The organism is Streptomyces sp. NPDC025793 (genome assembly GCF_055558375.1).
The window spans coordinates 29198-44435 of record NZ_JBVHMR010000008.1; the positions used below are offsets into that span (position 1 = coordinate 29198).

Genomic DNA, 15238 nt, shown 5'->3' on the forward strand with positions numbered 1-15238 from the left:
ACGATCGCGATTGGGCCATCGTGAGGCGTCTCCAGCACATGAGACTGCACGCGAGTGAGATGAGGGCGTTGTGCAGGTCGAGGCGTCGTTCCCATCGGACGGCCAGGCGCTTGGAATGGTGCGGGAGCGAGAGCGAGGAGGGCAGCTCCACAACGTAGCGGAGCTTGACCATTCCCTTGCTGTTGCGCAAGGGCCTCCGCGGAAGATCACCGGCAGGATCCGGTTCTCCGTCGTCAGGGGCCCTGTACCTGCCGAGGCGTACAGGGCCCGATCAACTACTTGTTGACCACCGTCAAAGGCAGCAACTTCTTCCCCGTCGGCCCCACCTGGATCTGCGTGTCCATGGCCGGGCGGCTAACTACGTGCAACCACCGCGCCAAGGCGCCGCGCCGATCGACGCACCTACTGTCGAAGACGCATGTCCAGACCTCCTCGTCGCAATCTGATGTCACTCCGAGCTGAGGGCGACGTCGGCTTCACTGGGGCGGACCAAGCACCTCGTCGGCGCTGCGGGGTTCTGTGCGCGGCTGCTGGTTGAGTTTGTGGCGTGCGATGGAGGAGTGCCGGTAGACCTCCTTGCGGGCCCGCATGATGTTGCCCAGGGGCGCGTGTTCGGCAGTGACCCGCCAGGGCGTGAAGGACAGTGAGTCCATCTTCTCCAGGTTCTCGGGGCCGGAGATGTCCTGCTGCGGCAGCCGAAGCTTCGCCACGGTGACGGCCGGCGAAAGCTGTTCGGGCCACTCCACGGTCGTATCCTCCACCGGCATGCGCGCCAGGTCGGTGCAGAGCTGGACCTGGATGTCGAAGGCGTAGGGCCGCTCCTGCAGCTCGGCTTCCAGGGCCGGTCGGAAGACCTCCGCCGCCGAGGTCGGATCGATGGCGCGCCGGATCACCGCGGCGGCGCAGTCCGGGTCGGGGGTGATGCGTACCTTGGCGATGTAGTCCCCGTGCCGGACAGCGCCCATCGTCCAGTAGCTCGACAGCAGTACGTTTGCCGGAGGGGTCTTCGACAGGCGCAGGAAGGCCAGGAACTCGTCCCATGCCCAGTTGTCCTGGTCCAGGGTCCCCTTTCCGGTCACGAACTCGGTGAAGAAGCGATGTGCTCCGGGTCGGCCCTGGGAGAAGTAGGCCGGCGCATTCAGGAACAGTTCCTGGATGAACAGGTAGTGCTCGACCGTGTTGCAGAAGAAGATCGGTCCGTTGATGTTGGCGTAGTCGAAGGTGCCCGTGTCCGGTTCGTCTTCCAGCAGGGTCGGGCCGGGGATGTCGAACATCTTCAGCGCCAGTCCCGTGGCGGCACCCAGTCGTGCATCGGCTCCGGCGTGAGGCGAGCCGTTGGAGAAGCGGATGAGCGCGTCGTGGGTTCCCGGAGTCGCGTAGATGCCTTGGGCGTACTCGGGGGGTAGCCCGTCCAGGATCTCCACCTCCCCTCGGACCAGCCCGTAGCCCTTGGCATGGGCGTCGCGCAGGGCCCGGCCGGTGCCACCGGCTTCGACGGAGTCGGCGATGTAGTTCTCAGTCTTGCTGATCACTGTCTGCAGGTTGCGGTCGAAGTCCGGATCGTCGGTTTCAACGTCAGGCGTGTAGCGGACGAACTGTGCTGCCATGGTGTCGAACCTTCCTCGCGGACCGTGGTGGGAACTGTTCTCAGTCCTCCAGCTCAGCCAGCCAGCGCAAGGCACGGAGCCCCGGTACGAAGCAGTACTCGCCGCCCCGGGTGACCACGAAGCTGGGCAGGTTGTGCAGACGACGCCGGACCGGCTTCTCTGGGATGGTCAGGGTGCCGGTTCCGCCGTGATGGCCGGCTACCGCGTCCTTCTCACCGGGGTAGCCGATGAAGTTGCCGTCGTTGATCCACTGGGTCTTGATGAACTCGAACTGTCGTTCCAGATGGGCGCCGAGGAACACTCCGACCAGACCACGGTCGGCGCCGTCGTCTTCCAACACGCCCTCCGGCAGCGGTGGGCCGTAGGTGGTGCCGCGGCGGATGAGGCGGTGCATCCGTGCGTCGCCGATGATGGTGGAGTCGCGGGGGTTGGTGCGTCGGATGTGGGCACCGGCGGGACATCGATAGCCGCGATCGTCGTTCTCCCGGTACAGGAAGTTGTTGACGCGGTGCGGGTCGGCGGCCAGCTCCGGGTCATCGTGCTCCGGCGCCAGTGCCAGCGGTGCTCCGCTCGGCCAGCGCCCCACCATTTTGGCCGCCAGGAGTGCCTCCTCCTCGGCGTCGGAGCTGTTCGCGCGCAGAAACCGGCGCCAGGCCGCCACATTGGTGTGGGCCTTGCGCACGGCTGCGTAAGTCCCGTTGCGGCCGAGCACTTCGAGGGTGGGCATGGGTGGCAGGCTGCCGGTTTGGTTTCGTCGGGGTAGCCGAGGAGGAACTCGCCGGCCTTGATGGGGGCCTCCTGCGGGTTAGAGCCGGGCAGCCCGACGCCCTCGATGTTCGGGTGGCTGATGCCGTCCCGGAAGCCGAAGGCGGTGCGCCCGCTCGGGAGCTGGCGGACCTCCTGCTGCCAGATCACCTGGACACCGGGCGTGTCCTCGAAGGCAACACGGGCCTGTTCCAGCTTCTTGCCCAGCTGCGCCCCATCGGAGGCGAGGGCGCTCAAAGCGATATGGACGTCACCCGTTCCGAACGGTGCCTCCCAGTGAGCCGGCGCACTCTCGCCCACGTCGCCGATCAGCTCCGCCCGGGCGGCCATACCCTCACGAAACGCCTGCGGAAAGCCGTCCAGCGACTCCTGGGGCACCCCCAGGGCCCGCAGCCCCTGATGGGTGAACGCCACCGCCACCCAGGCATCCTGGCTCCGGTCCGCGCTGGGCAGACCACCCGAGGTCACCGGAAGCAGCCGCCGCAGCAGGGCGCGCCCGGCGTGGCGGTCATCGACGCGCAGGAAGATGTACTTTCCCTCGTAGGGCACGGGCCGCGGACGTAGGGCCCCGCTCTGGACGTCGTCGATGTCGATGCGCACGCCGGCCGCGCCTTGGCTGTCCGCAGTGTTCATGATCGTTTGCGCCTCCACATCGGTCTCTGCCTGGGCAGCCCTGCGGCGGCCGACCTGGACCGGCCGACGCGGTCCAGCATGGGATTGGGCCGGCGGGTCGGTTATGTCTGGCTCCTATGCCGAGGCTTCCTCCAGCAGCTTCTGGAAGGCGGGCGTGGCCACCAGTTCCGCGTTGGCCGGGTTCTCCAGCGCCGTCCGGAACTCAGGGTGTCCAGCACCTCCTGGAACGCTTCGTCCACGCGCTGGTCCTTGTAGATCTGCTGAACGGTCAGCTCGGGGTAGGCGCTGACGAAGACCCCTGCGGGCTCCTGGTGGGCGAGGAACCAGTCCTTGACCCCTGGATCTTTGATGCCGGGGAACCCTTCGCTGTGCGAGAAGACCTTGTCGAAGCGCTCCCCGACCACCGTCTTGGCGAAGTCGTCGATGTAGGTGTCCCAGGAACCGTCGAAGACGCCGGCGAACATGAACCTGGTGTCGTTGTCGAAGATGACGTGCCGCGCGTCATGCAGCGTGCCGATCTGGCGCACCGCCGCATGGACATCCTTGTCATTCGCCGCGTCGGCCATCGCAGCGAGATCCGCACGCAACGCATCCGCCTCACCCGGCTTGATCTTGGTGAAATCGGTGAACTCGTTACAGACCCCGTCCATCCTGCCCGGGTGCTCATGGTGAGCCGATGGGGTTCCGCCTGTCGTCGCAGCCCTCGCGAGGTCCTCCTGCCACGCATCGGTGCGAGGGGCGCCAAGCGCTCGGACATGGGGCGCGATCGCCCTCACGTCTTCGATCCTCCCTGCGGCTGGGCGGCCACGCATCTCGGGTCAGGGCCGTTGTGGTCGCATTGGGTGGTGCCTCGAAGCTCCGGCAGTTGCGGGGGTCGCCTGCCCGGTGCAGCAGGCCGATGCTGGCGTCCTCGCGTCCCGAGAAGCTCCCGAGGACAGATCCTGCCAGGCGCAGGAAGATGGAGTTCGGTGAGACGTGCCGAGTACGTCGTCATCACCGTTGCCGGGCAGCCGCCCACTTCCCCGCGGTCGCGAAGACAGCGTCGCAGCCCATCGCGCACCAGCCCGTTGCGCCGCCCAGGCGGCCGGGTCACCCGCTTCCGCCGCCCCCTGCTCCACTGGATCGCCCTCCGGAGGCAACCATGGGCCACGTCCTCGGTGACGTGCTGGGTTTCGCGGCCGCAGTCGCCGTCAGCCCGCTCCCGATCATCGCCATCATCCTCATACTCGCCACGCCCCGGGGACGCCTCAACGGAGTCCTCTTCACCGTCGGCTGGATCCTGGGACTCTCGGCTCTCGGCACGGTGATGCTGGCGATCGCCTCTCCCGCAGGTGCCTCCTCCCACAGTCACCCGGCCACCTGGGTCGGAGCCCTCAAGCTCGCACTGGGTCTGTTCCTCGTCCTCTTCGGCGCCCGGCAATGGCACCGGCGCCCGAAGGATCCCTCGCAAGCCCAGCTGCCGAAGTGGATGGGCGCGATCGACCGCCTCACCCCGGTCAAGGTCTTCGCACTCGGACTGGCCCTGGCCGCGCTCAACGCCAAGAACGCCCCGCTGACCATCGCAGCGGGCGCCGCGATCGGCTCAGCCGACCTGCCGCTCGGGCAGCAGATCGCATCACTGGCGATCTTCGTCCTGATCGCCACCCTCGGGCTGCTGGCCCCACTGGGAGTTTTCCTGCTCGGCGGAGAGCGAGCCAAGACCACGCTTGCCGACTGGAAAAACTGGGCGGCTCAGCACAATGTCGCCGTGATGGCCGTCCTGTTCTTCGTCCTCGGGCTGAAGCTGCTCGGAGACGGCATCTCCATCCTCGTCTCCTGACGGGCGCACCAAGGCATGAGGATGTGGTCGCGCACAGACATGCAACAGACCAACGAGCCCTCCTCCCCATCGGGAAAGGGGGCTCGCAGGGCCGGGCAGTCACGCACGGACCTGGAATGGGCCTCAGACCCACTCCACCTCGGAGACGATGTGCGGAGTACGACCAGGGCCCGGCAGCGGCGTCCGGGAGAACACTGTCGGCGCCGACGGGCGAGAGCGCGAAGCACCAGCCACAGCCAACGCCGCAGCCACCTCCTCCTCGCTCACCCCCGCCAGCGCCTCAATCACCCGATCGAGTGCCTCGCCCACGTCAGTGCGCGTGACCACTCGACGCGGGCGTCGGACCTGCGTTCTTCACCGTCAAGGGCAGCAACTTCTTCCCCGTCGGCCCCACCTGGATCTGCGTGTCCATGGCCGGGCAGACGCCGCAGTCGAAGCACGGGGTCCAGCGGCAGTCCTCGACCTCCGTCTCGTCGAGGGCGTCCTGCCAGTCCTCCCAGAGCCAGTCCTTGTCCAGGCCGGAGTCGAGGTGGTCCCAGGGGAGGACTTCCTCGTAGGAGCGCTCGCGCGTCGTGTACCAGTCGACGTCCACGCCGAAGGGGGCCAGGGCCTTGTCGGCGCAGGCCATCCAGCGGTCGTAGGAGAAGTGCTCGCGCCAGCCGTCGAAGCGGCCGCCGTCGTCGTAGACCGCGCGGATCACGGCGCCGATACGGCGGTCGCCACGGGACAGGAGGCCTTCGACGATGCCCGGCTTGCCGTCGTGGTAGCGGAAGCCGATCGAGCGGCCGTACTTCTTGTCGCCGCGGATCTTGTCGCGAAGCTTGGCCAGGCGGGCGTCCGTCTCCTCCGCGGAGAGCTGCGGGGCCCACTGGAAGGGCGTGTGGGGCTTGGGGACGAAGCCGCCGATCGAGACGGTGCAGCGGATGTCGTTCGAGCCCGAGACCTCGCGGCCCTTCTGGATGACGTGCGTCGCCATGTCGGCGATCTGGAGGACGTCGTCGTCGGTCTCCGTCGGCAGGCCGCACATGAAGTAGAGCTTCACCTGGCGCCAGCCGTTGCCGTAGGCCGTCGCGACGGTACGGATGAGGTCCTCTTCCGAGACCATCTTGTTGATGACCTTGCGCATGCGCTCCGAGCCGCCCTCGGGGGCGAAGGTCAGACCGGAGCGGCGGCCGTTGCGGGTCAGCTCGTTCGCCAGGTCGACGTTGAAGGCGTCGACCCGGGTGGAGGGGAGCGAGAGGCCGATCTTGTCCTCCGTGTAGCGGTCGGCCAGGCCCTTGGCGATGTCGCCGATCTCCGAATGGTCCGCGGAGGAGAGGGAGAGGAGGCCCACCTCCTCGAAGCCCGTCGCCTTCAGGCCCTTGTCGACCATCTCACCGATGCCCGTGATCGAGCGCTCGCGCACCGGGCGGGTGATCATGCCCGCCTGGCAGAAGCGGCAGCCGCGCGTGCAGCCGCGGAAGATCTCGACCGACATGCGCTCGTGGACCGTCTCGGCCAGGGGCACGAGGGGCTGCTTGGGGTACGGCCACTCGTCGAGGTCCATGACGGTGTGCTTCGACACGCGCCAGGGGACACCGCTCCTGTTCGGGACGACGCGGGCGATACGGCCGTCCGGGAGGTACTCGACGTCGTAGAACGCCGGGATGTAGACCGCTCCGGTCTTCGCGAGGCGGAAGAGCACCTCCTCGCGGCCGCCCGGGCTGCCCTCCGCCTTCCACTGGCGGATGATCTTCGTCATGTCGAGGACGGCCTGTTCGCCGTCGCCGATGATCGCCGCGTCGATGAAGTCGGCGATCGGCTCGGGGTTGAAGGCCGCGTGGCCGCCCGCGAGGACGATCGGGTCGTCGGTCGTGCGGTCCTTGGACTCCAGCGGGATACCCGCCAGGTCCAGCGCCGTCAGCATGTTGGTGTAGCCCAGCTCGGTGGAGAAGGACAGGCCGAACACGTCGAAGGCCTTCACCGGGCGGTGGCTGTCGACCGTGAACTGAGGGACGCGGTGCTCGCGCATCAGCGCCTCCAGGTCCGGCCACACGCTGTACGTGCGCTCGGCGAGGACGCCTTCCTGCTCGTTGAGCACCTCGTAGAGGATCATGACGCCCTGGTTGGGCAGACCGACCTCGTACGCGTCCGGGTACATGAGCGCCCAGCGGACGTCGCAGCTGTCCCACTCCTTGACGGTGGAGTTCAGCTCGCCGCCCACGTACTGGATCGGCTTCTGCACATGCGGGAGCAGGGCTTCGAGCTGCGGGAACACCGACTCGACAGACATCGGGGGAACCTTTGTGAGCTGACAGGGGTGACCATCAAGCCTAACCCGGCCGGGCGGTCGTCCCGAACGCTCAGCCGGGGGTCCGGTGCGTGATCTCCCGCCACAGGCCGGGCAGCTCCGCCTCCGCGGCCGCGGCCCGCGCCTCTTCCCTGCCGTACAGCAGCCCGTACGTGAACCCGCTCTCGCCCGCCGCGTGCGCCCCCGCGGACAGCTCGCGCAGGGTCCGGCGGGCCATGACGCTGTCCTGGTGCTCGCCGAGGAGGGTCGTGAGGGACTTCATGTCCTTGGTGAGGGCGCGGGCCGGCTTGCCGAGGGCCTCGGTGGCCGCCTCGGCCGCGTACCGGGTGCGCTTGGCCTTCTTGCGGGCCTCGTGCACGGCGATGTCGCGCTCCTCGCCGGGCGGGGCGTCGAGCGCCTGCCCGATCAGGTCCGACAGGGTCGCGAGGTCCTTGTGTACGGCCTTGTCGAGCACCTTCTGCGGCGGCTTGCCGGCCGCGGGGCGCAGGGGCGGAGTGGTGAGGAGGGTGTCCACGGTGTCCAGCAGGGTCAGATAGCGGCGGGAGTCCAGGACGCCGGTGAGACGGCCGTGCGCGCTGCCGTGGCGGGCCTCGGCCCAGGAGGCGAGGCGGGCGCGGACCGGGCCGGTGACCAGGTCGGGCGGGAGGGCGTCGAGGGCGGTTGTCAGGCGGTCGGCCAGCACCTCCTGGTCGCGGTCGACGCCCAGCTCGCCCGCGAGCCACTTCAGCTCCGCGCCGATGGGGTCGGTGACGCTCCGGTCGAGGACCGAGCGGAAGCTGCGCAGGGTGCTGCGGGCGCGGCGGGTGGCGACCCGCATCCGGTGCACCGAGTCGGGCACGTCACGGCGGACGGCGGGGTCCAGCTCGACCAGTACGTCCCGCTGGGCGCGGAGGTAGGCGAGGACGTGGTCGCCGGCCGTCACCGGCGGCCGGGCGCCCTTGTTCCGCTGTCCGGCCCTGCTCTTCCCGTGGTGTCCCCGGCCCGAGGTCTGCTCCAGGGCCCGGGCGAGCTTCGACGGCGACGTCGAGGGGCGTACGCCGGCCTTGCGCAGCCGCTTGTCCACCAGGTCCAGGAAGGCGGGGTCGCCGTCGTCGGCCAGTTCCACCTCGATCTCGGTCCACTGGGCGGCTCCGCCCTTGCGGGTGAGGCGTTGCGCGGTCACGGAGTCGACGCTCGCTTCGGCCAGCAGTACGCCGTCGGCGTCGAGCAGATGGCGGACGTCGCGTGCGGAGCGGAGGCGGACCAGGGGGATCAGTTCGGCGTCCCTGACCCGGGAGCGGACGAGGGCGGCCAGTTCCTCGGGGACGGTGTCGGAGAGCGGGGCGCGGATCTCGTCGCGGACCCCGGGGGCGACCGGGAGCTTCAGATGCCAGCCGGCGTCCGAGCCGCCGGTGCGGCGGCGCAGGGTGAGGGAGGCGGCGGCCAGGCGTTCGTCGGCGGTGTCGTAGTAGGTGGCGTCGAGGTCGACCACGCCCTTGTCGAGCACGGCCGCCACCCCGCCGACGCCGGTCAGGTCGGGCAGCCCGCTGTCGTCGGATTCGTACTTGCGCTCGATCTCGCGTTTCGCATCCGCCATGGACTGAATCTAGTGCGGCGCGGGTCGAAGCGGCAGGGTCCACTCCGGGTGAATGGCAGGAAAACTCCCGTCATCCACCCGGAAACCGACCTCACGCCGACATGGGTCTCTGCACCTTGATCGACTGGAGCAGCCCGACGGCCACCCAGACCGCGAACATCGACGAGCCGCCGTACGACACGAACGGCAGCGGCAGGCCGGTGACCGGCATGATGCCGAGGGTCATGCCGATGTTCTCGAAGGACTGGAAGGCGAACCAGGCGACGATCCCGGCGGCCACCACCGTGCCGTACAGCTCCGTCGAGTCGCGGGCGATGCGGCAGGCCCGCCACAGGATCACCCCGACCAGGGCGATGATCAGGCCCGCGCCGAGGAAGCCCAGTTCCTCCCCCGCGACCGTGAAGACGAAGTCCGTCTGCTGCTCGGGCACGAACTGGCCGGTGGTCTGCGAGCCGTGGAAGAGGCCCTGCCCGGTCAGACCGCCCGAACCGATGGCGATCCGGGCCTGGTTGGTGTTGTAGCCCACGCCCGCCGGGTCCAGGTTCGGGTTGGCGAAGGCCGCGAAGCGGTTGATCTGGTACTGGTCCAGGATGTGCAGCTGCCAGATGGCGACGCAGCCCATCACGCCGACGGCGAGCAGGCCGAACACCCAGCGGTTGGAGGCGCCGGAGGCCAGCAGGATGCCCAGGATGATGGCCACCATGGCCAGCACCGAGCCGAGGTCCGGCATCAGCAGCAGGATCATGCACGGCACGGCCGCGAGACCGAGGGACTGGGCCACGGTCCGGTGGTCCGGGTACGTCTTGTCGCCCGCGTCCACCCGCGTGGCCAGCATCATCGCCATGCCGAGGATGATCGCGACCTTGAGGAACTCGGCGGGCTGGATCGAGAAGCCGCCGATCACGATCCAGTTGCGCTGGCCGTTGATGGTGGCGCCGAGCGGGGTGAGGACCACGAGCGCCAGCAGGACCGACAGGCCGTAGAGGATCGGCACGGCGTTGCGCAGGGCGCGGTGGCCCAGCCAGATCGTGCCGATCATCAGGGCGAACCCGATGCCGAGGTTCATGAGATGGCGGACCAGGAAGTAGGACGGGTCGCCCTGGTTGATCTCCGTGCGGTTGCGGGTCGCCGAGAACACCAGCAGCGAGCCCAGCAGGGACAGCGTCAGCGCGGCGAGGAGTATCGGCCAGTCCAGTCGGCGGGTCAGCGAGTCGCGGGCGAACAACCTGGTCCAGCCGGCCCGCGCCGGGCCGTACCCGGAGACGGAGAAGCTGTTGCCGGTCATGAGGGCAGCCTCCGGCTTCCCCGCTTCGGGGTCCGTCGCGGCCGCCTGCGGGTGTTGCGGTTGCCCGTGGTGGGCGAGGGCGAGGTGGCGGGCTGCTGGTCGGTGCCGTTGCTCGGGTTGTTCTGCTGCGAGGCCTCCTCGTCCTTGCCCGGATCGCCGGTGACCTTCGGGGCGGCGATCGTGCCGTCCGGGCGCACCTTCGGCAGGGTCTTCTGCGGCTCGGGCAGCAACGCCTTCTTGTTGTCGATGGAGCCGTCGCCCTGGACGCCGTAGAGCGCGCTGTAGATGTTGCGCACGGCCTCACCGGCGGCGCCTGAACCCGTACCGGCCTGGGAGATCGTCATGATCACCGAGTAGTCCTTGGAGTACGTGGCCAGCCAGCCGGTGGTCTGCTTGCCGTAGACCTCCGCCGTGCCGGTCTTGCCGTGCAGCGTGATCTTGTTCTGCGGCCAGCCGTTGAACTTCCACGCCGCCGTACCGCGCGTGATGACGCCCGCGAAGGCGTCGTTCATGCCCTTGAGCGTGGCCTGGCTGACCGGAAGCTTGCGCGCGACCTTGGGCTTGATCTCCTGGAAGGTCTTGCCGTCGGGGCTGATGACCGCCTTGCCGATGGTCGGGACGTACTCGGTGCCGCCGTTGGCGACGGCGCCGTAGATCATCGCCTCCTGGATCGGCGTGACGAGCGTGTCGCCCTGGCCGATGGAGTAGTTGATCTCGTCACCCTCGCGCATCTTGTTGCCTTCGAGGCAGTTCTCGTAATAGATCTTCTGGACGTAACTGCCGTCCTTCTTGCCGTACTTGCACCAGACGTCCTTGTTGGCCTTCCAGTAGTCGAGCTTCCACTGGCGGTCGGGGACGCGGCCGGTGACCTCGTTGGGCAGGTCGACGCCGGTCTCCTTGCCGAGGCCGAACTGGTGGGCCGTCTTGAAGAACCAGTCCTTCGGCTGGCCCTTCTTGGGGTTGATGCCGCCGTCCTTCTTCCACTCGTTGTCGCCGAGGCCGTAGAAGACGGTGTCGCAGGAGACCTCCAGGGCGCGGCCGAGGGAGATCGGGCCGAAGTTCTCGCCCTCGAAGTTCTTGAAGACCTGGCCGCCGACCGAGTAGGAGCTGGTGCAGGGGTAGCCGCCGTCCCAGGCGTAGCCCGCCTGGACCGCGGCGGCCGTGGAGACCACCTTGAACGTCGAACCGGGGGCCGCCTGACCCTGTATGGCCCGGTTGAGCAGCGGGTAGTCGGAGTCCTTGCCGGTGAGGGCCTTGTAGTCCTTGGCGGAGATGCCGCCCACCCAGACGTTCGGGTCGTAGGTCGGCGCCGAGGCCATGGCGACGATCCGGCCGGTCTTGGCCTCCATGACGACGACGGCGCCGGAGTCGGCCTTGTAGTTCTCGCCGGTGTTCTTGTCGAACTGCTGGCGGGCGGCCTTCATGGCCTTGTCCAGCTCGTACTCGGCGACGCGCTGCACCCGGGAGTCGATGCTGGTCACCAGGTTGGAACCCGACTCGGGCGGCGTCGCCTTGGCCTTGCCGATGACGCGGCCGAGGTTGTCCACCTCGTAGCGGGTCACGCCGGCCTTGCCGCGCAGTTCCTTGTCGTACTCCCGCTCCAGGCCGGAGCGGCCGACCATGTCGGAACGCAGGTAGGGCGATTCACTGTTCTTGGCCTGCTGGATCTCGGCGTCGGTGACGGGCGAGAGATAGCCGAGCACCTGGGCGGTGTTGGAGTTGCCCGGGCCGGGGTAGCTGCGCACGGCCTCGGGTTCGGCGCTGATGCCGGGGTAGTCCTCGGAGGCCTCGCGGATCTGCAGGGCCTGCTTGGGCGTGGCCTTGTCGGTGATCGGGATCGGCTGGTACGGCGAGCCGTTCCAGCACGGCTGGGGGGTCTTGGCGTCGCACAGCCGGACCTTCTGCATGACCTCCTCGGGCTTCATGCCGAGGACGCCGGCCAGCTTGGTGAGGACGGCCTTGCCGTCGTGCGGCTGCTTGAGCAGGTCGGTGCGGGAGGCGGAGACGACCAGGCGGGTCTCGTTGTCGGCGAGGGGCACGCCCCGGGCGTCCAGGATGTCGCCGCGCACGGCGGGGTCCACGACCTGCTGGACGTGGTTGCCGGACGCCTCCTTCTGGTACTGCGCGCCCTCGCGGATCTGGAGGTACCACAGGCGGCCGCCGAGCGTGCCGAGGAGGGAGAGGACGAGGATCTGGATCACGACGAGCCGGATCTGGACGCGTGGGGTCCGACCGGTCTCGGGGATGTTGGTCACTGCGGCTGCCTCCCCCTCTCAGAGCATGAATGCGAGTACGCGTACGAATGATGAACGACCAGCCTGTGAACGCGCGTTCCGCGACGGCTGACTCGTTCGGGTGAACTCGGCGCCGCTCACAGCCGCTTGACCCCCTTGATCCGGCCGACCCGGGTCGTGCGGGTGCGGGCCTTGGCCTTGAGTACGCCGAGACCGCCGCGCTGGTTGCCGATGCGCAGCCCGGTGCCGGACGAGAGCCAGCCCGCGGTGACGTCCCCGGCCTTGGCGGCGGGGCTCGTCTCGGCCAGCGGGTCGTTGTCGGCGCGGCGGGCCAGCCACATGATCGCGGGGACCACGAAGGGGGCGAGCAGCAGGTCGTACAGGGCGGCCGAGATCAGCAGGCCGGGCAGGCCGACATGGCGGGCGGCGGTGTCGCCGACCAGGGCGCCCACGCCCGCGTACAGCAGCGTGGAACCGATGGCGGCGGCGACCACGACGGCCATCGGGCCGGTCGCCGACTTCAGCCGGCCGTTCTCCGGCCTGATCAGCCCGGCGAAGTAGCCGGTGACGCACAGGACGAGCGCGTAACGGCCGGCGGCGTGGTCGGCGGGCGGGGCGAGGTCGGCGAGCAGGCCGGCGCCGAAGCCGACGAGGGCGCCGCCGACATGGCCGTACACCATGGCGAGACCGAGGACGGTGAGCAGCAGCAGGTCGGGGACGGCACCCGGCAGATGCAGGCGGGCGAGGACGCTCACCTGGATCACCAGGGCCACGACGACCAGCGCGCTGGAGAGCAGGATCCGGTTGAAGCGCATGGGGAAGTCAGCTCCTAGTGCTGCTGGCCGGGCGAGTCGGACGCGTTGGCCGAGGGGGTCACCGTGACGGTGACCGTCGGCGTCGGAACCGGCTTGGGCTGGACCGGGAGCACGGTGTCCCGCGGGTCCTTCTTCGGGGCCTCGACGACCACACCGACGATGTCGAGCTTGGTGAAGCCGACGTACGGGGTGACGTAGATCGTGCGGGTCAGGCCGCCGTTGGACGGGTCGACCCGGGAGACCACGCCGACCGGCACGCCCGGCACGAACGGGCGGTCGTTCTGCGAGCCGAAGGTGACGAGGCGGTCGCCCTTGTGCACCTCCGCCTTGCCGTCGAGCAGTTCGACGCGCAGCGGGCGGTCGCCCTGCCCGGAGGCGAAGCCGAGTTCGTCGCTGCCCTCCATCCGGGTGCCCACGGTGAAGTCGGGGTCGTTGGCGAGCAGGACGGTGGCGGTGTCCGGGCCGACGGTGGTGACCCGGCCGACCAGCCCGTCGCCGTTGAGGACGGTCATGTCCCGCTTGATGCCGTCGTTGGCACCGGCGTCGATGGTGACGGTCCAGGAGAAGCCCTGCGCCGACCCTATGGCGATGACCTGGGCGCCCTTGATGCCGTACTGGCCCTCGCCGGCGATCTTCAGCATCTTGTCGAGCTGGTTCAGCCGGCTGCGGTTGCGGTCGTCGCTGCCCAGCTTCGCCTTGAGGGCCGCGTTCTCCTTCTCCAGGGCGGCCAGGCGGCTGTGGCGGGTGCCGGAGTCACGGATCGCGGAGACGGCGTTGCCGACGGGATCGACCGCCGAGGACAGGCCGTTCTCGACGGGGCCGAACACCGCGGCCGCGGCCTGCCGGGCACCGTCGACCGGGGAGTTCCGACCCCCTCGGATGTCCACCGTGATCAGCGCGAACGCGATGGCGACCAGCAGGACCAGGAGCAGCCGGCTCTCTTTCGTGTCCCTCACGTGCTGCGGCCGTGCCCTTCCTCAATAGGAATTCGGAAGCCCCTTTGCGGCGGCGTGCGAAACGCAGACCAAAAGGGCCCGTTCAGGGGAGCTTATGCCTCTATATCAACGATCCGCCGCACGAGAGGAGTATGTCTCGTACGGCGGAATCGAAGAGTTACGTCATCTGCGCGGCTGGGCGTCCAGCACCTGCTGGAGCGCCTCGAACTCCTCGACGCACTTGCCGGAGCCGAGCGCGACGCTGTCCAGCGGGTCCTCGGCGATGTGGATGGGCATGCCGGTCTCCCGGCGCAGCCGCTCGTCCAGGCCGCGCAGCAGGGCTCCGCCGCCGGTCAGAACGATTCCTCGGTCCATGATGTCGCCGGAAAGCTCCGGCGGGCACTTGTCGAGGGTCGTCTTGACCGCGTCCACGATCGCGTTGACCGGTTCCTCGATCGCCTTGCGGACCTCGGCGGCCGAGATGACGACAGTCTTGGGCAGCCCGGACACCAGGTCCCGGCCGCGTACTTCGGTGTGCTCGTCGGCGTCGAGGTCGTACGCCGAACCGATCGTGATCTTGATCTGCTCGGCCGTGCGCTCACCCAGCAGAAGGCTGTACTCCTTCTTGATGTACTGGATGATCGCGTTGTCCAGCTCGTCGCCCGCGACGCGGATGGACTGGGCGGTGACGATGCCGCCGAGCGAGATGACCGCGACCTCCGTGGTGCCGCCGCCGATGTCCACCACCATGTTGCCCGTGGCCTCGTGGACCGGCAGGCCGGAGCCGATGGCGGCGGCCATGGGCTCCTCGATGATGTGCACCTGGCGGGCGCCGGCCTGGGTGGACGCCTCGATCACGGCGCGGCGCTCGACGCCCGTGATGCCCGAGGGCACGCAGACGACGACCCGCGGCCTGGCGAGATACCGCCGCTTGTGGATCTTCAGGATGAAGTAGCGCAGCATCCGCTCGGTGATCTCGAAGTCGGCGATCACGCCGTCCTTCAGCGGACGGACGGCCACGATGTTGCCCGGCGTCCGGCCGATCATCTTCTTCGCTTCGGCACCGACCGCGAGGATTCCACCCGTGTTGGTGTTGATCGCGACGACGGACGGCTCGTTCAGTACGATCCCGCGACCCCTGACGTACACCAGCGTGTTGGCGGTCCCGAGGTCGACAGCCATGTCACGGCCGATGAACGACATTGAGTTCCCCATCCGGATTCATCTGGCCTTCCTGTGCTTTTGAGGGCATATCAGGTCGGCGAGGCGGGTGCTGTGA

The 15238-nt window shown here is 68.7% G+C and carries 11 protein-coding genes and 1 pseudogene; 1 reads left to right on the forward strand and 11 read right to left on the reverse strand.

What is annotated here, in order from left to right:
• Positions 1-476 precede the first annotated feature (476 nt).
• The 4 genes and pseudogenes from ACZ4MF_RS17485 to ACZ4MF_RS17500 form a co-directional block, all read right to left on the reverse strand.
• Positions 477-1607: a catalase family protein gene (locus ACZ4MF_RS17485; RefSeq protein ID WP_467492855.1), complete on the reverse strand. Its 1131-nt coding sequence runs from the start codon at positions 1605-1607 to the stop codon at positions 477-479.
• 40 nt (positions 1608-1647) lie between these two features.
• Entirely contained in the window at positions 1648-2334 is a 687-nt protein-coding gene (locus tag ACZ4MF_RS17490) for a Dyp-type peroxidase (protein WP_467493095.1), read from the reverse strand.
• A gap of 260 nt (positions 2335-2594) precedes the next feature.
• Positions 2595-3005: pseudogene (locus ACZ4MF_RS17495) on the reverse strand (Dyp-type peroxidase); the annotation flags it as partial.
• A gap of 101 nt (positions 3006-3106) precedes the next feature.
• Complete coding sequence (locus tag ACZ4MF_RS17500) at positions 3107-3655, reverse strand: hypothetical protein (protein WP_467492856.1); 549 nt, start codon at positions 3653-3655, stop codon at positions 3107-3109.
• 491 nt (positions 3656-4146) lie between these two features.
• Here ACZ4MF_RS17500 and ACZ4MF_RS17505 point away from each other — a divergent pair, with 491 nt between their 5' ends.
• Positions 4147-4824 carry a GAP family protein gene (locus ACZ4MF_RS17505; RefSeq protein WP_467492857.1) on the forward strand — a complete coding sequence of 226 codons (678 nt, stop codon included), beginning with the start codon at positions 4147-4149 and terminating at the stop codon, positions 4822-4824.
• 310 nt (positions 4825-5134) lie between these two features.
• Here ACZ4MF_RS17505 and ACZ4MF_RS17510 read toward each other — a convergent pair whose 3' ends face one another.
• From ACZ4MF_RS17510 to ACZ4MF_RS17540, 7 genes are all read right to left on the reverse strand, one after another.
• Positions 5135-7096, reverse strand: a complete 1962-nt coding sequence (locus ACZ4MF_RS17510) for a TIGR03960 family B12-binding radical SAM protein (protein ID WP_467492858.1) — start codon at positions 7094-7096, stop codon at positions 5135-5137.
• Positions 7097-7166: 70 nt separating this feature from the next.
• Complete coding sequence (locus ACZ4MF_RS17515) at positions 7167-8690, reverse strand: CYTH and CHAD domain-containing protein (protein ID WP_467492859.1); 1524 nt, start codon at positions 8688-8690, stop codon at positions 7167-7169.
• Between the two features lie 91 nt (positions 8691-8781).
• A complete protein-coding gene (gene rodA / locus ACZ4MF_RS17520; protein WP_467492860.1) occupies positions 8782-9975 on the reverse strand; it encodes a rod shape-determining protein RodA in 1194 nt (397 codons plus the stop codon).
• Positions 9972-12230, reverse strand: coding sequence for a penicillin-binding protein 2 (gene mrdA, locus ACZ4MF_RS17525; protein ID WP_467492861.1), 2259 nt, complete (start codon positions 12228-12230; stop codon positions 9972-9974). The genes rodA and mrdA overlap by 4 nt, the downstream gene beginning before the upstream one ends.
• A 116-nt stretch (positions 12231-12346) precedes the next feature.
• The gene (mreD, locus tag ACZ4MF_RS17530) at positions 12347-13024 is read right to left on the reverse strand and encodes a rod shape-determining protein MreD (protein WP_467492862.1); all 678 of its coding nucleotides are present in this window, start codon (positions 13022-13024) and stop codon (positions 12347-12349) included.
• A gap of 14 nt (positions 13025-13038) precedes the next feature.
• Positions 13039-13980, reverse strand: coding sequence for a rod shape-determining protein MreC (mreC, locus tag ACZ4MF_RS17535; protein WP_467492863.1), 942 nt, complete (start codon positions 13978-13980; stop codon positions 13039-13041).
• A 162-nt stretch (positions 13981-14142) separates the two neighbouring features.
• The gene (locus ACZ4MF_RS17540; RefSeq protein WP_071374336.1) at positions 14143-15162 is read right to left on the reverse strand and encodes a rod shape-determining protein; all 1020 of its coding nucleotides are present in this window, start codon (positions 15160-15162) and stop codon (positions 14143-14145) included.
• Between the last annotated feature and the right edge of the window lie 76 nt (positions 15163-15238).

What these genes read in the sequence shown, in the direction of transcription:
- ACZ4MF_RS17485 (WP_467492855.1), bottom strand. Translation starts at nt 1,607, where the DNA reads ATGGCAGCACAGTTCGTCCGCTACACGCCTGACGTTGAAACCGACGAT.
- ACZ4MF_RS17490 (WP_467493095.1), bottom strand. Translation starts at nt 2,334, where the DNA reads ATGCCCACCCTCGAAGTGCTCGGCCGCAACGGGACTTACGCAGCCGTG.
- ACZ4MF_RS17500 (WP_467492856.1), bottom strand. Translation starts at nt 3,655, where the DNA reads ATGGACGGGGTCTGTAACGAGTTCACCGATTTCACCAAGATCAAGCCG.
- ACZ4MF_RS17505 (WP_467492857.1), top strand. Translation starts at nt 4,147, where the DNA reads ATGGGCCACGTCCTCGGTGACGTGCTGGGTTTCGCGGCCGCAGTCGCC.
- ACZ4MF_RS17510 (WP_467492858.1), bottom strand. Translation starts at nt 7,096, where the DNA reads ATGTCTGTCGAGTCGGTGTTCCCGCAGCTCGAAGCCCTGCTCCCGCAT.
- ACZ4MF_RS17515 (WP_467492859.1), bottom strand. Translation starts at nt 8,690, where the DNA reads ATGGCGGATGCGAAACGCGAGATCGAGCGCAAGTACGAATCCGACGAC.
- rodA (WP_467492860.1), bottom strand. Translation starts at nt 9,975, where the DNA reads ATGACCGGCAACAGCTTCTCCGTCTCCGGGTACGGCCCGGCGCGGGCC.
- mreD (WP_467492862.1), bottom strand. Translation starts at nt 13,024, where the DNA reads ATGCGCTTCAACCGGATCCTGCTCTCCAGCGCGCTGGTCGTCGTGGCC.
- ACZ4MF_RS17540 (WP_071374336.1), bottom strand. Translation starts at nt 15,162, where the DNA reads ATGTCGTTCATCGGCCGTGACATGGCTGTCGACCTCGGGACCGCCAAC.